General features: G+C 72.8%; 22 protein-coding genes. All 22 read left to right on the top strand.

Going from position 1 to position 22553, the window contains the following annotated elements; translation table 11 throughout:
* The 22 genes from mltG to hisF all read left to right on the top strand — a co-directional run bounded on the left by mltG (window position 1) and on the right by hisF (window position 22549).
* Complete coding sequence (mltG, locus tag EDF18_RS01920; protein ID WP_123545908.1) at window positions 1-1248, top strand: endolytic transglycosylase MltG; 1248 nt, start codon at window positions 1-3, stop codon at window positions 1246-1248.
* Complete coding sequence (locus EDF18_RS01915; RefSeq protein ID WP_369878083.1) at window positions 1245-1832, top strand: shikimate kinase; 588 nt, start codon at window positions 1245-1247, stop codon at window positions 1830-1832. Before mltG ends, EDF18_RS01915 begins: the two co-directional genes overlap by 4 nt.
* A complete protein-coding gene (gene aroB / locus EDF18_RS01910; protein WP_123545906.1) occupies window positions 1829-2920 on the top strand; it encodes a 3-dehydroquinate synthase in 1092 nt (363 codons plus the stop codon). Before EDF18_RS01915 ends, aroB begins: the two co-directional genes overlap by 4 nt.
* 80 nt (window positions 2921-3000) lie before the next feature.
* Window positions 3001-3564 (top strand): elongation factor P, encoded by a 564-nt coding sequence (efp, locus tag EDF18_RS01905; RefSeq protein WP_123545904.1) that lies wholly within the window; start codon window positions 3001-3003, stop codon window positions 3562-3564.
* Between the two features lie 18 nt (window positions 3565-3582).
* Window positions 3583-3993 (top strand): transcription antitermination factor NusB, encoded by a 411-nt coding sequence (gene nusB / locus EDF18_RS01900; protein ID WP_123545902.1) that lies wholly within the window; start codon window positions 3583-3585, stop codon window positions 3991-3993.
* A 100-nt stretch (window positions 3994-4093) separates the two neighbouring features.
* Window positions 4094-4636 carry a bifunctional pyr operon transcriptional regulator/uracil phosphoribosyltransferase PyrR gene (pyrR, locus tag EDF18_RS01895; RefSeq protein ID WP_123545900.1) on the top strand — a complete coding sequence of 181 codons (543 nt, stop codon included), beginning with the start codon at window positions 4094-4096 and terminating at the stop codon, window positions 4634-4636.
* Window positions 4633-5589 carry an aspartate carbamoyltransferase catalytic subunit gene (locus tag EDF18_RS01890; RefSeq protein ID WP_123545898.1) on the top strand — a complete coding sequence of 319 codons (957 nt, stop codon included), beginning with the start codon at window positions 4633-4635 and terminating at the stop codon, window positions 5587-5589. Before pyrR ends, EDF18_RS01890 begins: the two co-directional genes overlap by 4 nt.
* Complete coding sequence (locus EDF18_RS01885; protein WP_123545896.1) at window positions 5586-6956, top strand: dihydroorotase; 1371 nt, start codon at window positions 5586-5588, stop codon at window positions 6954-6956. The genes EDF18_RS01890 and EDF18_RS01885 overlap by 4 nt, the downstream gene beginning before the upstream one ends.
* Complete coding sequence (locus EDF18_RS01880; protein ID WP_123545894.1) at window positions 6953-7477, top strand: hypothetical protein; 525 nt, start codon at window positions 6953-6955, stop codon at window positions 7475-7477. The genes EDF18_RS01885 and EDF18_RS01880 overlap by 4 nt, the downstream gene beginning before the upstream one ends.
* The gene (gene carA / locus EDF18_RS01875; RefSeq protein WP_123545892.1) at window positions 7470-8654 is read left to right on the top strand and encodes a glutamine-hydrolyzing carbamoyl-phosphate synthase small subunit; all 1185 of its coding nucleotides are present in this window, start codon (window positions 7470-7472) and stop codon (window positions 8652-8654) included. The genes EDF18_RS01880 and carA overlap by 8 nt, the downstream gene beginning before the upstream one ends.
* Entirely contained in the window at window positions 8654-11929 is a 3276-nt protein-coding gene (carB, locus tag EDF18_RS01870; protein ID WP_123545890.1) for a carbamoyl-phosphate synthase large subunit, read from the top strand. Before carA ends, carB begins: the two co-directional genes overlap by 1 nt.
* Window positions 11926-12822 carry an orotidine-5'-phosphate decarboxylase gene (pyrF, locus tag EDF18_RS01865; protein WP_199732301.1) on the top strand — a complete coding sequence of 299 codons (897 nt, stop codon included), beginning with the start codon at window positions 11926-11928 and terminating at the stop codon, window positions 12820-12822. The genes carB and pyrF overlap by 4 nt, the downstream gene beginning before the upstream one ends.
* Complete coding sequence (gene gmk / locus EDF18_RS01860; RefSeq protein ID WP_123545888.1) at window positions 12819-13724, top strand: guanylate kinase; 906 nt, start codon at window positions 12819-12821, stop codon at window positions 13722-13724. The genes pyrF and gmk overlap by 4 nt, the downstream gene beginning before the upstream one ends.
* A gap of 60 nt (window positions 13725-13784) precedes the next feature.
* A complete protein-coding gene (gene rpoZ / locus EDF18_RS01855) occupies window positions 13785-14051 on the top strand; it encodes a DNA-directed RNA polymerase subunit omega (protein WP_123545886.1) in 267 nt (88 codons plus the stop codon).
* A 177-nt stretch (window positions 14052-14228) separates the two neighbouring features.
* The gene (gene metK, locus EDF18_RS01850) at window positions 14229-15449 is read left to right on the top strand and encodes a methionine adenosyltransferase (RefSeq protein ID WP_123547222.1); all 1221 of its coding nucleotides are present in this window, start codon (window positions 14229-14231) and stop codon (window positions 15447-15449) included.
* A 10-nt stretch (window positions 15450-15459) separates the two neighbouring features.
* Window positions 15460-17475: a primosomal protein N' gene (locus EDF18_RS01845; RefSeq protein WP_233568941.1), complete on the top strand. Its 2016-nt coding sequence runs from the start codon at window positions 15460-15462 to the stop codon at window positions 17473-17475.
* Between the two features lie 14 nt (window positions 17476-17489).
* Entirely contained in the window at window positions 17490-18494 is a 1005-nt protein-coding gene (locus EDF18_RS01840) for a methionyl-tRNA formyltransferase (protein WP_123545884.1), read from the top strand.
* Window positions 18491-19852 (top strand): RsmB/NOP family class I SAM-dependent RNA methyltransferase, encoded by a 1362-nt coding sequence (locus EDF18_RS01835; RefSeq protein WP_123545882.1) that lies wholly within the window; start codon window positions 18491-18493, stop codon window positions 19850-19852. The genes EDF18_RS01840 and EDF18_RS01835 overlap by 4 nt, the downstream gene beginning before the upstream one ends.
* A gap of 85 nt (window positions 19853-19937) precedes the next feature.
* On the top strand, window positions 19938-20603 hold the full coding sequence (gene rpe, locus EDF18_RS01830) for a ribulose-phosphate 3-epimerase (protein WP_123545880.1): 666 nt from the start codon (window positions 19938-19940) through the stop codon (window positions 20601-20603).
* Window positions 20600-20863, top strand: coding sequence for a phosphoribosyl-ATP diphosphatase (locus EDF18_RS01825; protein ID WP_123354635.1), 264 nt, complete (start codon window positions 20600-20602; stop codon window positions 20861-20863). Before rpe ends, EDF18_RS01825 begins: the two co-directional genes overlap by 4 nt.
* Window positions 20864-20930: 67 nt before the next feature.
* Window positions 20931-21770, top strand: coding sequence for an ATP phosphoribosyltransferase (gene hisG, locus EDF18_RS01820; RefSeq protein ID WP_123545878.1), 840 nt, complete (start codon window positions 20931-20933; stop codon window positions 21768-21770).
* 2 nt (window positions 21771-21772) lie between these two features.
* Window positions 21773-22549, top strand: coding sequence for an imidazole glycerol phosphate synthase subunit HisF (gene hisF / locus EDF18_RS01815; protein WP_123545877.1), 777 nt, complete (start codon window positions 21773-21775; stop codon window positions 22547-22549).
* Window positions 22550-22553: the final 4 nt, after the last annotated feature.

Here is a 22553-nt window from a genome sequence, read left to right as displayed (position 1 = left end):
GTGGCCGACGATCCGAACTGGGACGACATCTTCTCCTCTCAGCCCCCCACCGAGGCGAAGGACGACGCCGGTCGCCCTCCCGCTGCAGCACCGACCACCCGCAAGTCGACGCGCGAGCAGGAGAAGGCCCCTCGACGCCCTGAGCGCCGTGCCGCCCGCGACGACGGCGGCCACCGGCCCCGTCGCAGCCGCAAGGGCGGCATTGTCCTCCTCGTCATCGCCCTCGTCGTGGTGGGAGGCGGCACCGCCGGCGTCGTAGCCGCGTGGGGCGCGGTCGCGCCCCTCGTCGCGAAGCTCGGCGGGAACGACGCGCCAGAGGACTACCCGGGCACCGGCAACGGGACCGAGGTGTCGTTCGCGATCACGAGCGGCGAGAACGGCTCGGACATCGCCACGAACCTCTTCGACAGCGGCGTCACGGCCAGTTTCGAGTCGGTCTACGCGATGCTCGTCGCCGACGCCGCCCTCACCTTCCAGCCCGGCACGTACACGCTCCAACAGGAGATGAGCGCGACGTCGGCCGTCAGCGCCCTTCAGGACAGCGCCAACCGGGTGACCGACAAGCTGGTGATCCCCGAGGGCACCGCCGCCGTCGACGTCTACAGCCTCATCTCGTCGGCGACCGAGATCCCCGAGGCCGACGTCCAGGCCGCGGCGGCCGACGTGGCCTCCTTCGGCCTCCCTGCCGAGGCCACGTCCCTCGAGGGCTGGTTGTTCCCCGCGACGTACGAGCTCGATCCCGGGCTCGACGCGCACGGCTACCTGCAGCTCCTCGTCGACACGATGAAGCAGCGCCTGGTCGACGCCGGCGTCGCGCCGGCCGACCAGCAGCACGTCATCGTCTTCGCCTCGCTGATCCAGCGCGAGGCCGGTCTCGCGGACGACTACCCGAAGGTCGCGCGCGTGTTCCAGAACCGCCTGGACGACGGGATGCTCCTCCAGTCAGACGCGACCGTCGCCTACGGCACCGGCAACACCCACCGGGTCACGACGACCGACGAGGAGCGCGGTGACGAGTCGAACCCGTACAACACCTACCAGCACCTCGGCCTGCCGGTCGGGCCCATCTCCAACCCGGGCGACCTCGCGATCAACGCGGCGATCGCGCCCGCGGACGGCACGTGGCTGTACTTCGTGACGACGAACCTCGACACGGGCGAGACGACGTTCTCGACGACGTTGGCCGAGCACGAGGCCGCCGTGAAGGTGTGGCAGGCGTGGATGCGGGAGCACCCCGAGTACCAGTGACCCCCTCGACCGACACGAACGCCGCGGGCGCGGCACCGCTCGACCGCCCCGTGGCGATGATCGGCCCGATGGGCGCGGGCAAGTCCAGCATCGGCAAGAAGCTCTCCCGGCGTCTCGGCGTGGGGTTCGTCGACACCGATCGCCTGCTCGTGCAGCGGCACGGCCCCGTGGCCGAGATCTTCTCCCGTGACGGCGAACCGCGCTTCCGGGAGCTGGAGCGCGAGGTCGTCGCCGAGGCGCTCGCCTCGACCGGCGTGGTGTCGCTCGGAGGAGGCGCGGTGCTCGACCCGCTCACCCGGGAGCGCCTCCGGGGCGCCTCCGTGGTCCTCCTCACGGTGACGCCCGAGGCGGTGGCGGACCGGCTCGCGGGGTCGACTCGCCCCCTGCTCGCCCAGGGCGGCATGGACGCCTGGCGGGCCATCGCGCTCGAGCGCGAGCCCGTCTACCGCAGACTGGCCGACCTGGTCGTCGACACCTCGAGGCGCCCCGTCTCCCACGTCGTCGACGACGTGGTCGCCTGGCTAGCCGCCGCCGCTGCCGGCTCACCCGACCTCCCGCACCACCGACAGGAAGACGACGCATGACCGACGAGACGACCGACGTCACCACCATCCGCGTCGAGGGCGAGGCCCCCTACGAGGTCCTCGTCGGCCACGGGGTCCGCTCGCGCATCCCCGCGCTGCTCGGCCCGCAGACGAAGAAGGTCCTGATCGTGCACGCGCCGACGCTCGGGCGCAAGGCGAACGAGCTCCGCGACGCGCTGGTCGAGGCCGGTCTCGAGGCCCTCATCGCCGAGGTCCCCGACTCGGAGGACGCCAAGCGCGTCGAGGTGGCGGCGTTCTGCTGGCAGGTGCTCGGCCAGGCCGACTTCACCCGGACCGACGCGGTGATCGGGCTCGGCGGGGGAGCCGTGACCGACCTCGCCGGCTTCGTCGCCGCCACCTGGCTCCGGGGCGTGCAGCTCGTCCAGGTGCCGACGACCGTGCTCGGCATGGTCGACGCCAGCGTCGGCGGCAAGACCGGCATCAACACCGCCGAGGGCAAGAACCTCGTGGGCGCCTTCTGGGCCCCGACAGCCGTGGTGGCCGACCTCGACATGCTGGACACGCTGAGCCGCAACGAGATCCTCGCGGGCTTCGCCGAGGTCGTGAAGGCCGGCTTCATCGCCGAGCCCGAGATCCTCGACATCGTGGAGGCAGACGTCGACCGTGCCGTCGACCCGACGACCCCCGAGTTCCGACGGGTCGTCGAGCTGTCGATCGCCCTCAAGGCACGGGTCGTCGGCCAGGACTTCACCGAGCAGGGCCTCCGCGAGATCCTCAACTACGGGCACACGCTCGGCCACGCCGTCGAGCACGCCGAGCGCTACCAGTGGCGGCACGGGGCCGCGGTGTCGGTCGGGATGGTCTTCGCCGCCGAGCTCGGCAGGCTGACGGGGCGGCTGTCGGACGAGGCCGTCGACCGCCACCGGCGGATCCTCGAGTCGTTGACCCTGCCGACGAGCTACCCGCTCGGCCGCTGGAACACGCTCCTCGCCACGATGCAGCGCGACAAGAAGGCCCGAGCTGGCATGCTCCGGTTCATCGTGCTCGACGACATCGGCAAGCCGACGGTCGTCACCGGCCCCGACTCGAGCCTGCTCTTCGCGGCGTACCAGGAGATCGGCTCCTGAGGGCTCGCGGCCCGTCCGCTACACTCGAACCCGGCCAGATCCGGCCCCACCCACCTCACTCCCGATCGGACCTCGCACGCATGGCGACCACCAACGACATCAAGAACGGCGCCGTCCTCGACCTGGACGGCCAGCTCTGGAACGTGATCGAGTTCCAGCACGTGAAGCCGGGCAAGGGCGGCGCCTTCGTCCGCACCAAGATGAAGAACGTGCGCTCGGGCAAGGTCGTCGACAAGACCTTCAACGCCGGCACCAAGATCGAGTTCGCCAACGTCGACCGCCGCGAGTACACGTACCTCTACGCCGAGGCCGACGGCTACGTCTTCATGGACACGACCGACTACGACCAGATCAACGTGCCCGCCACCATCGTCGGCGACGCGAAGAACTTCATGCTCGAGAACCAGAACGTCCAGATGGCGCTGCACGACGGCAACCCGCTCTACATCGAGTTGCCCGCCTCCGTCGTCCTCGAGGTCACCTACACCGAGCCCGGCCTGCAGGGCGACCGCTCCACCGGCGGCACGAAGGCGGCCACCGTCGAGACCGGCTACGAGATCCAGGTCCCGCTGTTCCTCGAGACCGGCACGAAGGTCAAGGTCGACACGCGCGACGGCGGCTACCTCGGCCGCGTCAACGAGTAGTCGGCGGCCACCCGCACAGTGAGCGCACGCACCAAGGCGCGCAAGCGCGCCCTCGACGTCCTGTACGTCGCCGACATCCGCCAGATCAGCATGACCGACGCCCTGGCCGCCGAGACGGCGCGGGCCCGTCAGGAGCCCGAGCGGAACTCCAGCTGGGGCTACGCCCGCGACCTCGTCCAGGGCGTCATCGACCACCAGGCCGAGATCGACGAGCTGATCGAGACGTACGCCCAGGGCTGGACGATGGCCCGCATGCCGACGCTCGACCGGGGCATCCTCCGGATCGGCGTCTTCGAGCTGCTGCACAACGACGAGGTCCCCGACCACGTCGCGATCAGCGAGGCGGTCGAGCTGGCCCAGTCGCTCAGCACCGACGACTCGGCTCCCTTCGTGAACGGGCTGCTCGGGCGCATCGCCACGAGCGGCTAGGCTCGGTGCCGGCGACGGGCACCCTCGACGGGGCGACCGAGCCGGCACCACCACCGACGTCCTTTAAGTTCCGTCCCGAGAGGCGGGGAAGGAGGTCCGATTGAGCACACGCACCGTGCTGAGTCAGGCTGACATCACGCGCGCCCTGACGCGCATCTCCCACGAGGTCCTCGAGTCGAACCGGGGCCCCGACGGCCTCGTCGTGCTGGGCATCCCCACGCGAGGCGTCGTCCTCGCCGAGCGGATCGGCGCCCAGCTCTCGTCGATCTCCGGCGTCGCCGTCCCGACCGGCTCCGTCGACGTGACCATGTACCGCGACGACCTGCGGCGCAACCCGACGCGGGCCAGCCAGCCCACCCGCCTGCCCGACGGCGGCATCGACGGCGCGACCGTCGTCCTCGTCGACGACGTGCTCTACTCCGGTCGCACCATCCGCGCCGCCCTCGACGCCCTCAGCGCCCTCGGACGCCCCCGGGCCGTCCGCCTCGCCGTGCTCGTGGACCGGGGCCACCGCGAGCTCCCGATCCGCGCCGACTTCGTGGGCAAGAACCTGCCCACGTCGGCGGCCGAGCGCATCTTCGTGCGGCTGCACGGCGTCGACGACGACGAACTCGTCGCCATCGAGGGGGGTGCCGACTCGTGAAGCACCTCCTCAGCACCGCCGACCTCGGTCGCGACGACGCCCTGCGGATCCTCGACGTCGCGGAGGACATGGCCGACGTCTCGACCCGTCAGGTCAAGAAGCTGCCGACCCTGCGCGGCACGACCGTCGTGAACCTCTTCTACGAGGACAGCACCCGCACCCGCATCTCGTTCGAGGCGGCGGCGAAGCGCCTCAGCGCCGACGTCATCAACTTCGCCGCCAAGGGATCGAGCGTCTCGAAGGGCGAGTCCCTCAAGGACACGGCCCAGACGCTGGCCGCGATGGGCGCCGACGGCATCGTCATCCGGCATCCGGCGTCCGGGGCGCCCCGCGTCCTCGCGGACAGCGGCTGGGTCGACGCCGGGATCGTCAACGCGGGCGACGGCACGCACGAGCACCCGACGCAGGCCCTGCTCGACGCCTTCACGATGCGCCGTCGGGTCCACGGCGACGCGAGCCGCGGCCGGGACCTCGACGGCCTGGAGGTGCTGATCGTCGGCGACATCCTGCACTCGCGGGTCGCGCGGTCCAACGCGTGGCTGCTGCGGACCCTCGGGGCCCACGTGACGGTGGTGGCGCCTCCCACGCTCCTGCCGGTCGACGTCAGCCGCCTGGGCGTCGACGTGCACTACGACCTCGACGAGGCGATCGCCCGGGTGCAGCCCGACGTGGTCATGATGCTGCGCATCCAGCAGGAGCGCATGGCCGAGGCGTTCTTCCCCAACGCCCGCGAGTACGCGCGTTCCTGGGGCCTCGGGGCGGCGCGCTTCCGGTCACTGCCGCCCGCGGCGCTCGTCATGCACCCCGGCCCGATGAACCGCGGCCTCGAGATCGGCGACGACGCCGCCGATTCGCCCCGCTCGACCGTGCGGGAGCAGGTCGGCAACGGCGTGGCCGTCCGGATGGCCGTGCTCTACCTCACACTCGCCGGCGACCGGGAGGACTCCCTGTGACCACCACCCACCTGATCCGCGCCGTCGAGACCGTCGATGGCACCCGTACCGACGTCCTCGTCCGCGACGGCGTCGTCGTCGAGCTCGGCTCCGGCCTCAGCGCCACGGGGGCCGAGGTGATCGACGCCGACGGCCTGCTCGCGCTGCCCGGCCTCGTCGACCTGCACACGCACCTCCGCGAGCCGGGCGGCGAGGGCGCCGAGACCGTCCTCACCGGGTCCCGCGCGGCCGCCGCCGGCGGCTTCACCGCGGTCAACGCCATGGCGAACTCCTCGCCGGTCGCCGACACCGCGGGCGTCGTCGAGCAGGTGCAGGCCCTCGGCGAGCGCGCGGGCTACGTCACGGTCCGACCGATCGGCGCCGTCACCCAGGGCCTCGAGGGCCGCCGGCTCTCCGAGATCGGCGCCATGGCCCGGTCCCGCGCGGCCGTCCGCGTCTTCTCCGACGACGGCCACTGCGTCTCCGACCCCCTGCTCATGCGCCGCGCGCTCGAGTACGTCAAGGGCTTCGGGGGAGTCGTGGCCCAGCACGCGCAAGAACCTCGCCTCACCGAGGGGGCCCAGATGAACGAGGGCGCCCTGTCGGCCGAGCTCGGGCTCGGCGGCTGGCCCGCCGTCGCGGAGGAGTCGATCATCGCCCGCGACGTCCTGCTCGCCGACCACGTCGGCGCCCGCCTGCACGTGTGCCACGTCTCGACGGCAGGCAGCGTCGAGGTCGTCCGCTGGGCCAAGGCACGGGGCATCGACGTGACCGCCGAGGTCACGCCGCACCACCTCCTCCTCACCGAAGATCTCGTCTCGAGCTACGACTCGCGCTACAAGGTCAACCCGCCGCTCCGCCGGGCGGAGGACGTGGAGGCGCTCCGGGCGGCCCTGGCCGACGGCACGATCGACATCGTCGCCACTGACCACGCCCCGCACACCTCGGAGGCGAAGCACTGCGAGTGGGACGCCGCCGCGAACGGCATGGTCGGCCTCGAGAGCGCCCTCTCCGTCGTGCACCGGACGATGGTCGAGACGGGCCTGATCGGCTGGGCGGACGTGGCCCGCGTGCTGTCGGTCGCACCGGCGCGCATCGGGCAGGTCGAGGGGCACGGACGACCGCTGGCCGTCGGGGAGCCCGCCGAGCTGACCCTCTACGATCGAGGGGTGAGCAGGACCTTCGGCACCGAGCACCTCGCGGGCCGCAGCCGCAACTCGCCCTTCCTCGGGCACACGTTGCCCGGGCAGGTCGTCGCGACGCTGCACCAGGGCTACGCCACCGTCCGTGACGGCCTCGTCGTCGACGAGCGCGAGATCGCCGACCGCGCCGCACGCGTGGTCGCGGCGGCCGTGCTGGCCGCCCCCGAGCCGGCGGGCGCCCCGTGAACCGCTGGGTGATCGGCGCGGGCATCCTCGTCCTGCTCGTGTTCGTCGTCCTCCTCATGGTCCGCTCCTGGCGGGCGCGAGGTCGACGACAGGCGGACATCGCCCTGCCCGAGACGGCTCCCGACGCCCTGTCGACGGCCCTCGTCGAGCACGACGGCTTCTACGTCGCGACGACCCGGGCGGGCGACCCGCTCGACCGGATCGTGGTCGGCGGGCTGGGCTTCCGGGGCAGGGCCGTCATCTCGGTGCACCGGGAGGGCGTCCGCCTCGAGATCGCGGGCGAGCCCGCGAAGCTGATCCGCGCCTCCTCGATCCGCGACGTCGGCCGCGCGACCTGGACCATCGACCGCGTGGTCGAGACCGACGGGCTCGTGCTCGTCGCCTGGAACCTCGGCGACACCGACGTCGACACCTACCTGCGCGTCACGGACGACCCCCGCCCGCTCGTCGACGCCGTCCGCACCATCACGACCTCGGCCCCCACGGCCGGCACCACCACAGGAGAGCAGACCATTGACTGACGCGTCCACCACCACCCGGGCCGTCCTGGTGCTCGAAGACGGGACCCGCTACGCCGGCCGCGCCTACGGCGCCGTCGGGCGGACGCTCGGGGAGACCGTCTTCGCCACCGGCATGACCGGCTACCAGGAGACCCTCACCGACCCGTCCTACGCGGGCCAGATCGTCGTCATGACGGCCCCGCACATCGGAAACACGGGCGTCAACGACGAAGACCCAGAGTCGCGTCGCATCTGGGTCTCGGGCTTCGTCGTCCGCGACGCCAGCCGCGTCGTCTCCAACCACCGAGCCCAGGGCAGCCTCGACGACCAGCTCGTGGCCGACGGCGTCGTGGGCATCCGCGGCATCGACACCCGCGCGCTGACCCGTCGCCTCCGCGACGTCGGCTCGATGCGCGGCGGGGTCTTCAGCGGACCCGACGCCGAGCTCCGCGACGACGAGCAGCTCGCCCTCGTGCGCGGCTCGGCCGACATGCGCGGCCTCAGCCTCTCGAGCCAGGTCTCGACGGTCGAGCCCTACGTGCTCGAGGCCGAGGGCGAGCTCGTCGGCTCGGTCGCGGTGCTCGACCTGGGGGTCAAGACCTCGACGCTGCGCTACCTCGCCCAGCGCGGCTTCCGGGTGCACGTCCTCCCGCAGGACACGACGCCCGAGCAGCTCCGCGCCCTCGCGCCCGACGCCCTCTTCTTCTCGAACGGTCCCGGCGACCCCGCGGCCAGCGACGCCCAGGTCGAGCTGCTGCGCGGCGCCCTCCGTGACGGCCTGCCCTACTTCGGCATCTGCTTCGGCAACCAGCTGTTCGGCCGGGCCCTCGGCTTCGACACGTACAAGCTGCCCTTCGGCCACCGGGGCATCAACCAGCCGGTGCTCGACAAGACCACGGGCAAGGTCGAGATCACGAGCCAGAACCACGGCTTCGCGGTCGACGCGCCCGTCGAGGGCGTGCTCGACTCGCCCGCCGGCTTCGGCCGCGTCGAGGTCAGCCACTTCAGCCTCAACGACAACGTCGTCGAGGGCCTCCGCGCCCTCGACATCCCGGCCTTCTCGGTGCAGTACCACCCCGAGGCGGCAGCCGGGCCCCACGACAGCAACCACCTCTTCGACCGCTTCCGCGAGGCGGTCGTGGCACGCAAGTCCGGCCAGCCCGTCGACTTCGGCTCCGACCTCGAAAGCAGCAACTGATGCCCAAGCGCACAGACATCAACTCGGTCCTCGTCATCGGCTCCGGGCCGATCGTCATCGGCCAGGCGGCCGAGTTCGACTACTCGGGCACCCAGGCGTGCCGCGTCCTCCGCGAGGAGGGCGTGCGCGTCATCCTCGTGAACCCGAACCCGGCCACGATCATGACCGACCCCGACTTCGCCGACGCCACCTACGTCGAGCCCATCACGTCCGAGGTCCTCGAGGCGATCATCGTCAAGGAGAAGCCCGACGCGATCCTGCCGACCCTCGGCGGCCAGACGGCGCTCAACGCCGCCATCGCGCTCGACGAGGAGGGCATCCTCGCCAAGCACGGCGTCGAGCTGATCGGCGCCAAGGTCGAGGCGATCCAGAAGGGCGAAGACAGGCAGCTCTTCAAGGAGCTGGTGCTCGAGTCGGGCGCCGACGTCGCGAAGTCCTACATCGCGCACACCGTCGAGGAGGCGGTCGACTTCGCCGAGGACCTCGGCTACCCGCTCGTCATCCGTCCGTCGTTCACGATGGGCGGCCTCGGCTCGGGCTTCGCGTACACCCGCGACGAGCTCGTCCGCATGGTCACCGACGGCCTCCACCAGAGCCCGACCACCGAGGTCCTGCTCGAGGAGAGCATCCTCGGCTGGAAGGAGTACGAGCTCGAGATGATGCGCGACACCGCCGACAACACGGTCGTCGTCTGCTCGATCGAGAACGTCGACCCGGTCGGCGTGCACACGGGCGACTCGATCACGGTGGCCCCTGCGCTCACCCTCACCGATCGCGAGTACCAGAACCTCCGCGACATCTCGATCGACATCATCCGTCGCGTGGGCGTCGACACGGGCGGCTGCAACATCCAGTTCGCGATCGACCCCGCCGACGGCCGCGTCATCGTCATCGAGATGAACCCGCGCGTCTCGCGCTCCAGTGCGCTCGCGTCGAAGGCGACGGGCTTCCCGATCGCCAAGATCGCCGCGAAGCTGGCGCTCGGGTACCGCCTCGACGAGATCCCGAACGACATCACCAAGGTGACGCCCGCCTCCTTCGAACCGACCCTCGACTACGTGGTCGTCAAGGTGCCGCGGTTCGCCTTCGAGAAGTTCCCGGCGGCCGACACGACCCTCAGCACGACCATGAAGAGCGTCGGCGAGGCGATGGCCATCGGCCGCAACTTCACGCAGGCGCTGCAGAAGTCGCTGCGCTCGCTCGAGAAGCGCGGATCGAGCTTCCACTGGGAGGGCGAGCCCGGCGACGTGGAGGCGCTCCTCACGCTGGCGCACACGCCCACCGACGGCCGCATCGTCACCGTGCAGCAGGCCCTCCGTGCCGGCGCCACGGCCGAGCAGGTCTTCGACTCGACCGCGATCGACCCCTGGTTCATCGACCAGGTCGTGCTGATCAACGAGGTCGCCGACGAGATCGCCGCCGCGGCGGAGCTCGACGCCGACCTGTTCGCGCACGCCAAGGACCACGGCTTCAGCGACGTGCAGATCGGCCAGCTGCGCGGCCTCGGCGAGCAGGAGGTGCGCGAGCTGCGCTGGTCGCTCGGCGTGCGCCCCGTCTTCAAGACGGTCGACACCTGCGCCGGCGAGTTCCCCGCCCTGACCCCGTACCACTACTCGAGCTACGACCTCGAGACCGAGGTCGCGCCGAGCGACCGCCGCAAGGTGATCATCCTCGGCTCGGGCCCGAACCGGATCGGCCAGGGCGTCGAGTTCGACTACTCGTGCGTGCACGCCAGCTTCGCGCTGAGCGACGCGGGCTACGAGACGATCATGGTCAACTGCAACCCCGAGACGGTCTCGACCGACTACGACACGAGCGACCGGCTCTACTTCGAGCCGCTCACCCTCGAGGACGTCCTCGAGGTCGTGCACGCCGAGTCCGCCAGCGGCGAGCTCGTCGGCGTCGTCGTCCAGCTGGGCGGCCAGACGGCCCTCGGCCTGTCGAAGGGCCTCGAGGCCGCCGGCGTCCCGATCCTCGGCACCTCGCCCGACGCCATCGACTCGGCAGAGGAGCGGGGGCTGTTCTCCGCGATCCTCGACGAGGCGGGCCTGCTGGCCCCCCGCAACGGCACCGCGACCGACTACGAGAGCGCCGTCGCCGTCGCAGAAGAGATCGGCTACCCCGTCCTCGTGCGTCCGTCCTACGTGCTCGGCGGCCGCGGCATGGAGATCGTCTACGACAGCCCGTCGCTCGCCGACTACTTCGTCCGGGTCAGCGACCAGGCGATCATCGGCCCGGACGCGCCGCTGCTCGTCGACCGGTTCCTGGACGACGCCGTCGAGATCGACGTCGACGCCCTCTACGACGGCACCGAGCTCTACGTCGGCGGCGTCATGGAGCACATCGAGGAGGCGGGCATCCACTCGGGCGACTCGAGCTGCACCCTGCCCCCGGTCACGCTCGGCAAGGGCGAGATCGACCGCGTCCGCGAGGCCACCCTGGCCATCGCCGAGGGCGTCGGCGTCCGCGGCCTGCTCAACGTCCAGTTCGCGATCGCGGCCGGCGTCCTCTACGTGATCGAGGCCAACCCCCGGGCGAGCCGCACGGTGCCGTTCGTCTCGAAGGCGCTCGGCATCCCGCTCGCCAAGGCGGCGTCGCTCGTCATGGTCGGCCAGAGCATCCGCGAGCTCGTCGAGAGCGGGCTGCTGCCCGCCCAGGACGGCTCGGACGTCCCGCTCGACTCCCCGATCTCGGTCAAGGAGGCGGTGCTCCCGTTCAAGCGGTTCCGCACGAAGGAGGGGCAGGTCGTCGACAGCGTCCTCAGCCCCGAGATGCGCTCGACCGGCGAGGTCATGGGCATCGACCGCGACTTCCCCCGCGCCTTCGCGAAGAGCCAGACGGCGGCGTACGGCGGGCTGCCCACGACGGGCACCGTCTTCGTCAGCGTGGCCGACCGCGACAAGCGGGCGATCGTGCTCCCCGTCCTGCGCCTCCAGCAGCTCGGCTTCCGCGTGCTCGCGACCGAGGGCACGGCCACCGTCCTCATCCGCAACGGCATCGCTGCCGAGATCGTGGGCAAGTTCAGCGCCGGCGGCGAGAGCGTCGTCGACCTGATCAACCGCGACGAGGTCGACATCGTGATCAACACGCCGAGCGGCTCGAGCGCCCGCGCCGACGGCTACGAGATCCGCGCCGCGACCGTCGCGGCCGACAAGGCCCTCTTCACGACCATCGCACAGCTCGGCGCGGCGGTGGCGTCGATCGAGGCGATCCACACGCCGTTCGAGGTCACGAGCCTGCAGGACTACGGTCTGGCGCGGGCGGCACGGCGGTGACGGCCGACCCTGCTGCCCCCGCCGTCGCGGTCGGCGGGGCGGCCGCCTCCTTCGGCGCCCGCCTGGCGGACGTGCTCGAGACGACCGGCGGGCTCTGCGTCGGCATCGACCCGCACCCCTGGCTCCTCGACGAGTGGGGGCTGCCGACCAGCGCCTCCGGCGTCCGCGAGCTCGGCCTGCGCGCGGTCGAGGCGACCGTGGGGTCGGCCGGGGTGGTCAAGCCCCAGGTCGCCTTCTACGAGCGCTGGGGGTCGGCGGGCTTCGCGGCCCTCGAGGACGTCCTCGCGGCAGCTCGCGACGCCGGTCTCCTCGTGATCGGGGACGCCAAGCGCGGCGACGTCGGGAGCACCATGGACGGCTACGCCGACGCGTGGTTCTCGCCCGACTCGCCCCTGCGCGTCGACGCCCTGACGGTGTCGCCGTACCTCGGCTTCGGCTCGCTCCGGGGCACGATCGACCGGGCCCGGCAGGTCGGCGCGGGCGTGTTCGTCCTCGCGGCCACCTCCAACCCGGAGGCGCGGGCCGGCCAGACGGCACTGGTCACCGGCCCCGTCGGCACGTCGCGCACCCTGGCGGCAGGTATCGTCGACCAGGTGCGAGACGACGACCAGGCAGCGGGGGAGACCCGACTCGGCTCCGTGGGCCTCGTGCTCGGGGCGACCGTCGATCTCGCGTCGTACGGCATCGACACGGCGGCGCTGACCGGTGTACCCGTCCTCGCCCCCGGCTTCGGCCACCAGGGGGCTCGCGTCTCCGACCTGACGGCCCTCTACGGCGCGGCAGCACGCACCGTCCTCGTCTCGACCTCCCGCGGCGTCCTCGCAGCGGGTCCCGACGGGATGGCCGCTGCCGTCCGCGACGCCGCGGAGGAGGTGCGCTCGTGCCTCGCATGACCCCGCCGCCGGTCGACCGTGCCGCCGCCGCCCGGGCCGCGGTCGCCGCCCGTCGTGCCCGCGCCGCCGTGAAGGCGTCCGTGGCCGAGCGCCGGCGCACCGCGCTCGACGTCGCCGAGGCCGCCTGGGCCGGCGAGCCGACGGCCCCCGAGGCGACGCTGCGCGTCCGCGAGCTCCTCACGAGCATCCCCGGCATCGGGCCCACCCGGGTCGCCCGCATCATGACCGACCTCGGCATCGCCGAGTCCAAGCGCGTCGGCGGCCTCGGCGTCCGGCAGCGCCGCATCCTCGGCGACTGGCTCGCCGTGCGCGAGGCCCGGGGGCGCGTGCGCTCGCGGCTCGTCGTCCTCGCCGGCCCGACGGCCGTCGGCAAGGGCACGGTCTCGACCCACATCCGCGAGAACTACCCCGACGTGCACCTCTCCATCTCCGCGACCACCCGGGCGCCGCGACCGGGCGAGGTCGACGGCGTGCACTACTACTTCGTCGACGACGCCGAGTTCGACCGGATGATCCGCGAGCGCGAGCTGCTCGAGTGGGCCACCGTGCACAACTCGTACCGCTACGGCACGCCGCGGCCCCCGATCGACGCCGCCCTGCAGGCCGGGCGGAGCGTCCTGCTCGAGATCGACCTGCAAGGTGCGCGCCTCGTCCGCACGGCCATGCCCGAGGCCGTCCTCGTCTTCCTCCTGCCGCCCACGTGGGACGAGCTCGTCCGCCGGCTGATCGGCCGGGGCACGGAGGACGCGGCCGAGCAGCAGCGCCGACTCGAGACCGCGAAGGTCGAGCTGGCGGCCCAGGACGAGTTCGACGTGAAGGTCGTGAACCACGACGTGCCCGAAGCGGCCCGCGAGGTCGTAGAATTGATGACTGCGCCCGAGGACGCACGCCCGCGAGCGTGACTCGCGCCCCGATCTCCGCACCTGCCGGTGCCTGACAGAACCCCACAACGAGGAGTACCCATGGCCGACAAGAACAAGGGCATCATCGATCCGCCCATCGACGAGCTGCTCTCGAAGGTCGAGTCGAAGTACGCGCTCGTCATCTTCGCGTCGAAGCGCGCACGTCAGATCAACGACTACTACGCCGACCTGCACGAGGGCAGCCTCTTCGACAACGTCGGCCCGCTCGTCGACAGCACCATCGACGACAAGCCGCTCTCGGTCGCCATGCACGAGATCAACGAGGACAAGCTCGAGGCCAAGCCCCTGCCCGCCGCCGCGGAGTAGTCCCCCCGCGATCGCCCACGGTCCCCGTCGTCCAGCGACAGTGACGGTGGGCGGCCGTAGCATCGAACGAGGCCCCCTGGGAGACCGTCCCGCGGGGCCTCGCCGCGTCCGACGGCGCCTGACGCCGTCGACCCTGCCCTCGCCCTCGACCCCGGAGCACCTGTGACCTCGACCGACGTGACACCCGCCAGCAGCACGACCGCCTCGACGAGCCTCCGGCTCTTCACGTCCGAGTCGGTCACCGAGGGCCACCCCGACAAGATCTGCGACCAGATCTCGGACGGCATCCTCGACGCGCTGCTCGCGGTCGACCCGCAGAGCCGGGTCGCCGTCGAGACGATGGTCACGACCGGGCTGGTGCACGTGGCCGGCGAGGTGACCACCAAGGGCTACGTCGACATCCCCACGATCGTCCGCGACCTCATCGTCGGCATCGGCTACGACTCCTCGGCCGTCAGCTTCGACGGCCGCACCTGCGGCGTCGAGGTCTCCATCGGCGCCCAGTCGCCCGACATCGCCCAGGGCGTCGACACGGCGCTGGAGGCGCGGGGCGGCACCTCCGACGACGCTCTCGACCGCCAGGGCGCCGGCGACCAGGGCATCATGTTCGGCTACGCCACCAACGAGACGCCGCAGTACATGCCCCTGCCCGTCTGGCTGGCCCACCGGCTGGCCGAGCGCCTGGCGCACGTCCGCAAGAGCGGCGAGCTCGACTACCTCCGGCCCGACGGCAAGACCCAGGTCACCGTCGGCTACGACGGCGTCGTCCCGCGCACGGTCGACACGGTCGTCGTCTCGACGCAGCACTCGCCGAGCGTCTCGAGCGAGCAGCTCGAGGCCGACGTCATCGCCCACGTCGTCCGACCCGTGCTCGACGAGGCCGGGCTCGACTCGACCGGCACGCGCTTCATCATCAACCCCACGGGTCGTTTCGAGATCGGCGGCCCGCAGGGCGACGCCGGCCTCACCGGCCGCAAGATCATCGTCGACACGTACGGCGGCGCGAGCCGCCACGGGGGCGGCGCGTTCTCGGGCAAGGACCCGTCGAAGGTCGACCGCTCGGCTGCCTACGCCATGCGCTGGGTCGCCAAGAACGCCGTCGCGGCGGGCCTGGCCGACCGCATCGAGCTGCAGATCGCCTACGCCATCGGCCGGGCGGCCCCCGTCGGGCTCTACGTCGAGACGTTCGGCACCGGCCACGTGGCCGACGACGTCATCATCGAGGCCGTCCGGCAGGTCTTCGACCTGCGCCCGGCGGCGATCATCCGTGACCTCGACCTGTTGCGGCCGATCTACGCAGCGACGTCGACCTACGGCCACTTCGGCCGCGAGCTGCCCGAGTTCACCTGGGAGGCCCTCGACCGCGTCGACGCGCTCCGGGCCGCCGCCGGTCTCTGACCCGTCGCCCGTGACCGTGCCCGTCGCGAGCGAGCGGCCGTCACCGCGCGCCGTGGCGCGGGTGCTGGTCGAGTCGCCGCTGCCGCAGCTCGACCGGCTCTTCGACTACGCCGTCCCGTCGCACCTGCGCGACGACGTCGTGCCCGGCATCCGGGTCAAGGTCCCGCTCCGGTCGGCCGGGCGCATCGCGGACGGGTTCGTGGTCGAGGTCGTCGAGTCGTCCGCGCACGGGGGCGAGCTGAGCGAGGTCGAGGCGATCGTCTCGACCGCCTCCGTGCTGGCCCCTGAGGTCTTCGCCCTGGCCAGGGCCGTGGCCGACCGTGCCGGCGGCTCCGCCAGCGACGTGCTGCGTCTCGCGGTGCCGCCCCGCCAGGCGAGGGTCGAGAAGCAGGTGCTCGCGGCCGCGACGGCCGCCGCCGAGTCGGGCGAGACGGTCCCGCACCCCGTCGTGGTCGCCTCCGAGGTCACCGGCTACGGCGCCGACCAGCTCGCGGGCATCGTCGCCGCCCGCGGCCGCGCCGCGGTCGACGCCGTCCCCCTGCTCGACGAGCTGCCCGACGGCTCGTGGGTCGGCCGCTGGGCAGTGACGGCCGCGCAGCTGGCGACGGTGACCCTGGCCGGGGGCGAGAACGCGATCGTCGCCGTGCCCGACCACCGGGACGAGGACCAGGTGCTGCGGGCCCTGGCCGCGCTGCTGCCCGCGGAGAGCGTGGTGCGGCTCGACTCGAAGCAGTCCAACGCCGACCGCTACCGGTCGGTGCTGCGGGCGAGGGGCGACCAGCCGCTCGTGCTCGTCGGCAACAGGTCCGTGCTGCTCGCGCCGTCGGCGCGCCTCGGCCTGATCGTCGTCTTCGACGACGGCGACCCCCTGATGGGCGAGCCGTTGAGCCCGTACGTGCACGCGCGGGACACCGCGCTGGTGCGGCAGTCCCAGCAGCAGACCGCGCTCGTGTTCCTCGGCCACGCGCGGAGCACCGACGTGCAGCGACTCGTCGAGATCGGCTTCCTCGCCGAGGTCCGCCCCGACCCCCGCTACCAGCCCCACGTCGTGCCCACGTCCCAGCAGGCGGCCCAGGACGGCTTCGCCGCCCAGGCGCGGATACCCTCGACGGCCTGGACGGAGGCGCGGGCGGCGGTCGAGCACGGGCCGGTGCTGGTCCAGGTGGCCCACCCCGGCTACTCGCCGCGCCTGGCCTGCACGGAGTGCGGCGACACGGCACGGTGCACGCGCTGCGGCGGGCCGCTCGTCCAGCGGGCGCCGGGCGGCCAGCCGGCCTGCTCGTGGTGCGGCGCCCTCGCCGTGGGCTGGCGCTGCTCGACCTGTGAGGGCACGCAGATGAAGTCGGTCGGCACGGGGGCGTCCCGCACGGCCGACGAGCTCGGCAAGGCCTTCCCGGGGGTGCGCGTCATCGTGTCCGACGGCTCCCGCCAGGTGACGCACGTCGACTCCGAGCCCGCGATCGTCGTCGCGACGCGGGGGGCCGAGCCGATCGCGCCCGGCGGCTACCGCGCCGTCCTGCTGCTCGACGGCGAGCGGATGCTGGCCCGCGAGAGCCTGCGCGTGGCCGAGGACTGCCTGCGGTGGTGGGCCAACGCGGCCGCACTGGCGGCGCGCCGTGCGCCGATCGTGCTGGTCGGGGTCGGCGGGGCCATCGCCTCCTCGCTCGCGACGTGGGAACTCGCCCGGTACGCGTCCGGCGAGCTGGCCGACCGGCGTGAGCTGAGGTTCCCGCCCGCCGTCCGCGTCGCGACCGTGACGGGCGGCGTCGAGACCGTCGCCCGTGCCCTCGACGAGCTGCCCGAGAGCGTCCGGAAGGAGACCCTGGGGCCGGTCGACGTGCCCGACGCCGGCGTCCGCGCGATCGTGCGCTTCGACTACGCCAGCGGGCACGACGTCGCGCAGGTGCTGCGGTCCCAGGTCATCCGCGCCGCGACGGAGCGCCGCAAGGCGATCGGCTCCCGGCGCGGCCGGGGCCTGCCTACACTCAGGGTGCGGTTCGACGACGTCGAGCCGTTCACCGACTGACCTCCAGGAATCCCTTGCGCCTCGTCTTCGCCGGCAGCCCGTCGGCCGCCGTCCCGTCCCTGACCGCCCTCGCCGCGAGCGAGCACGAGGTGGTCGCCGTCGTCACCCGTGACGACACGCCCCAGGGCCGTCGCCGTGTCCTCACCGCGACCCCTGTCGCCCTCGAGGCCGAGCGCCTCGGGCTGCCGGTCATCAAGACGCGGCGGATCACGGAGGAGGTGGCCGAGCGGATCACCGCCATGGACGCCGACCTCGGGGTGGTGGTCGCCTTCGGCGCCCTGCTGCGCGAGCCCGTGCTGTCCGCGCCCCGGCTCGGCTGGGTCAACCTGCACTTCTCCCTGCTCCCGCGCTGGCGCGGGGCCGCCCCGGTGCAGCGCGCGCTGATGGCCGGCGACGAGAGCACGGGCGCCGTGGTGTTCCAGCTCGTGCCGGAGCTCGACGCCGGCGACCTGCTCGGCGCCCTCGAGCGACCCCTCGACGGCACCGAGACGGCCGGGGCGCTGCTCGACGAGCTCGCGGCGAGCGGCGCCGACCTCCTCGGCGACGTCGTCGACCGGCTCGCCGCGGGCACGGCCGAGCCTCTCGTCCAGGTGGGCGAGGTGACCCTCGCCCCCAAGCTCGTCCTCGACGACGGCGCGCTCGACCTCTCGCTCCCGGCCGGTCGCGTGCTCGACCGCTGGCGGGGCACGACGCCCGAGCCGGGCGCGCACCTGCCGCTCGGCGACGCCCGGCTCAAGGTGCTCGAGCTCCGTGCCGTGGACGCAGGCGCGGGCGCAGACGTCGACGCCGCGACAGCGGACGGTGAGCCTCTCGCACCGGGGCGGATCGCAGTCCGGGGCGGCCGCCTCCACGTGGGCACGGGCACCGCACCGCTCGAGCTGGTCCGCGTCCAGCCGCCCGGCAAGAAGCCGATGGCCGGGGCCGACTGGAGCCGCGGGCTGCCCTCGACCGACGACGTGCTGCTGACCACGAGCCCCGTGACGAGCACCACCACGACCGACGAGGAGGCCCCCGCGTGAGCCGCGTCCAGCCCGCCCGCCAGGTCGCCCTCGACGTGCTGCGTGCCGTCGCCGACGACGACGCCTACGCCAACCTGCTCCTGCCCGCTCGCATCGTCCGCGCCGGCCTCGACGCGCAGGACGCCGCCCTCGCGACCGAGCTGACCTACGGCACGCTCCGCATGTCGGGCTACTACGACCGCGTCGTCGCCCTCGCTGCCCGGCGCCCGGCCGATGCGATCGACCCGGCCCTGCTCGACGTGCTCCGACTCGGCGTGCACCAGCTGCTGTCGACGCGGGTGGCCGCGCACGCGGCGGTCGACGAGTCGGTCGAGCTCGCGCGCCAGGTCGGCAGCCGCGCCGGCACGGGCTTCGTCAACGGCGTCCTCCGGACGGTCGGCCGCTCGACCCCCGACGAGTGGCGCGAGCGCGTGCTCGCCGCCGCGACGAGCGACGACGACCGGCTCGCCGCCGAGTGGTCGCACCCGGTGTGGGTCATCCGAGCCCTGCGCCGCTCGCTCGCGGCGGAGGGCCGACAGGACGAGCTCGTCGACCTGCTCGCCGCGGACAACGTGCCGCCGCGGGTCAGCCTCGTCGCGCTGCCGGGGCTCGCCGAGCCGTCCGAGCTCGGCGGCGACGACGCCCTGCTCTCGCCCCTCGCGCGGGTCAGCGCCGGGGGAGACCCTGCCCAGCAGCCCGTCGTCCGGACGGGCCGGGCCCGTGTCCAGGACGAGGGCTCGCAGCTCGCCGCCCTGTTGCTGAGCCGGCACCACGACGCCTCGCCCGGCGAGCGCTGGCTCGACATGTGCGCGGGCCCCGGCGGCAAGGCCGCGCTGCTCGCCGCCGAGGCGGCCAGGGTCGGTGCGCACCTCGTCGCCAACGAGCTCGTGCCGGCCCGCGTGGGGCTGGTCCGCCAGGCACTCGCGGCCGTCCCCGGAGACGTCGACGTCCGGGAGGGCGACGCCGTCCGCTTCGGCGTCGACGAGCCCGGCGGCTACCAGCGCATCCTGCTCGACGCGCCGTGCACCGGCCTCGGGGCCCTCCGCCGTCGTCCGGAGGCGCGCTGGCGCAAGCAGCCCGGCGACGTGGGCGAGCTCACCCGCCTCCAGGCCGACCTCCTCGCCAGCGCCCTCGACGCGCTCGCGCCGGGCGGCCTGCTCGCCTACGTCACCTGCTCGCCGCACCTCGCCGAGACCCGGGCGATCGTCGAGTCCGGGCTTCGTCGCCGCGACGACGTCGAGCTGCTCGACGGCCCCGAGGCCGTCGCCCGGGTCGCCGTGGGCGAGGTCGACCTCGCCTCCGGGCCCTACGTCCAGCTGTGGCCCCACCGCCAGGGCACGGACGCCATGTTCGTCGCCCTCGTGCAGAAGAAGGCCTGACGCAGGAGGAGGCCTGACTCAGGAGAGGGCCCGAGGCACGAGAGGGCCTGGGGCCGAGGAGGCGCGTCGCCGGTAAGATCGTCCGGTGTCCGTTCGCATCAGCCCCAGCATCCTCTCGGCCGACTTCGCCAACCTCGAGCGCGACCTCGCCCGCATCTCCGACGCGGACCTCGTCCACGTCGACGTGATGGACGGGCACTTCGTGCCGAACCTCACCCTCGGCCTGCCGGTCGTCGAGCGCCTCCAGCAGGTCAGCCCGGTGCCGCTCGACGTGCACCTCATGGTCGAGGACGCTGACCGCTGGGCGCCGCGCTACGCGGAGCTCGGCGCCTTCTCCGTGACGTTCTCCGCCGAGGCCGCCGCCGACCCGGTGGCGACCGCGCGGGCGATCCGCAGCACCGGGGCGCGTGCGTCGATCGCGGTCAAGCCCGGCACCGACCTCGAGCCCTACCTGCAGACCCTGGACGAGTGGGACATGATCCTCGTGATGACGGTCGAGCCGGGCTTCGGCGGGCAGTCGTTCATGCCCGAGACGATGCCCAAGCTGGCTCGCGCGCGCGAGGCGGTCCGCGCCTCCGGCCTGGACGTCTGGCTCGAGGTCGACGGCGGCATCGGGCTCGACACGATCGTGACGGCCGTCGAGAACGGCGCCGACACGGTCGTCGCGGGGTCGGCCGTCTACGGCGGCGAGCCCGCCGAGCGCATCGCCGCGCTGAGGGCGGCCGCGGCGACGGTAGCCTTGTCGTCGTGAAGTCCTTCGACCAGCTGTTCTCCGAGCTCAGCGACAAGGCCCGTGACCGTCCCGAGGGCAGCGGCACCGTCGCCGAGCTCGACGCCGGGGTCCACCAGATCGGCAAGAAGATCGTCGAGGAGGCTGCCGAGGTGTGGATGGCCGCCGAGTACGAGGGCGACGTCGCCACGGCAGAAGAGATCTCGCAGCTCATCTACCACGTGCAGGTGCTCATGATCGCCAAGGGCCTGACCCCCGACGACGTGTGGCGACATCTCTGAGCCCGTCCCCACCACCTCACGACGTGACGCCGCCGACCGGCGGCCCCAGAACGGACAGCTCACCACCATGCTCCGCGTAGCAGTGCCCAACAAGGGCTCCCTCAGCGAGACCGCCAGCCAGATGCTCCACGAGGCGGGCTACCAGGGTCGCCGCGACCCGAAGTCGCTCTACCAGGCCGACGAGCGCAACGGCGTCGAGTTCTTCTACCTCCGGCCACGCGACATCGCGACCTACGTCGGCCAGGGCGCGCTCGACGTCGGCATCACCGGCCGCGACCTGCTGCTCGACTCCGGCTCGACCGCCGGCGAGATCGCTCCCCTCGACTTCGCCTCCTCGACCTTCCGCTTCGCCGGCCCGGCCGGTCGCTTCCGCGAGCTGGCCGACCTCGAGGGCCTCCGGGTCGCGACGAGCTACGTCGGACTGGTCGGCGCGTTCCTCCGCGACGCCGGCGTCTCGGCCCAGCTCGTGGGCCTCGACGGGGCCGTCGAGAGCGCCGTCAAGCTCGGCGTGGCCGACGCGATCGCCGACGTCGTCGAGACGGGCACGACCCTCCGCGCCGCCGGACTCGAGGTCTTCGGGCCGGTCATCCTGCAGTCGACCGCCGTGCTGATCGCCTCCGACGCGCAGGCCGCGGGCATCGACGTGCTGCACCGCCGCCTCCAGGGCGTCCTCGTCGCGCGACGCTACGTGATGATGGACTACGACGTGCCGGTGTCGGCCCTCGAAGCGGCGACCGCCGTGACGCCGGGCATGGAGTCGCCGACGGTGGCGCCGCTGCACGACGCCGACTGGGCGGCCGTCCGCGTGATGGTGCCCCGCGGCGACACCAACCAGGTGATGGACGCCCTGTACGACCTGGGCGCCCGGGCCATCCTCGTGAGCCCGATCCACGCCGCGAGGCTCTGACCGTGACGACCGCCGATCCGTCCCTCGCGGTCCGGGTCGTCCCCTGCCTCGACGTCGCCGCCGGGCGCGTCGTCAAGGGCGTCAACTTCCTCGACCTGCGCGACGCGGGCGACCCCGTCGAGCTCGCCCGCACCTACTACGAGCAGGGCGCCGACGAGATCACGTTCCTCGACGTCACCGCGACCGTCGACGACCGGGCCACCACCTACGACGTCGTGCGGGCGACCGCCGAGCAGGTCTTCATCCCGCTGACCGTCGGCGGGGGAGTCCGCTCGACCGACGACGTCGCGCGCCTCCAGGCGGCCGGTGCGGACAAGATCGGCGTCAACAGCGCGGCGATCGCCCGCCCCGCGCTCGTCGGCGAGATCGCCGACCGCTTCGGCGCACAGTGCGTCGTCCTCTCGCTCGACGTCAAGCGATCGGCCCGCATGCCCTCCGGCTTCGTCGTGACGACCCACGGCGGCCGCACGGAGACCGACATCGACGCCGTGGCCTGGGCCCGCGAGGCCATCGAGCGCGGTGCGGGCGAGCTGCTCGTCAACAGCATCGACGCCGACGGCACGAAGCAGGGCTTCGACCTCGAGCTCGTCGCCCTGATGCGGTCGAACAGCCGCGTGCCGGTCATCGCCTCCGGCGGGGCCGGTGCCCTCGAGCACTTCGCGCCCGCTGTGGCCGCCGGCGCCGACGCCGTCCTCGCCGCCTCCGTGTTCCACAACCGCGAGCTGACCGTCGGCGACGTGAAGCGCGAGCTGGCCGCCGCCGGCGCCGTCGTCCGATGACACC

This window comes from Frigoribacterium sp. PhB107, from assembly GCF_003751515.1.
Classification (GTDB): Bacteria; Actinomycetota; Actinomycetes; order Actinomycetales; family Microbacteriaceae; genus Frigoribacterium.
The sequence above is the reverse complement of the archived record's forward strand: the minus strand, read 5'-3'. Positions and strand labels throughout refer to the sequence as shown.

What these genes read in the sequence shown, in the direction of transcription:
- gmk (WP_123545888.1), top strand. Translation starts at nt 12,819, where the DNA reads ATGACCCCGCCGCCGGTCGACCGTGCCGCCGCCGCCCGGGCCGCGGTC.
- efp (WP_123545904.1), top strand. Translation starts at nt 3,001, where the DNA reads ATGGCGACCACCAACGACATCAAGAACGGCGCCGTCCTCGACCTGGAC.
- aroB (WP_123545906.1), top strand. Translation starts at nt 1,829, where the DNA reads ATGACCGACGAGACGACCGACGTCACCACCATCCGCGTCGAGGGCGAG.
- rpoZ (WP_123545886.1), top strand. Translation starts at nt 13,785, where the DNA reads ATGGCCGACAAGAACAAGGGCATCATCGATCCGCCCATCGACGAGCTG.
- carB (WP_123545890.1), top strand. Translation starts at nt 8,654, where the DNA reads ATGCCCAAGCGCACAGACATCAACTCGGTCCTCGTCATCGGCTCCGGG.
- hisG (WP_123545878.1), top strand. Translation starts at nt 20,931, where the DNA reads ATGCTCCGCGTAGCAGTGCCCAACAAGGGCTCCCTCAGCGAGACCGCC.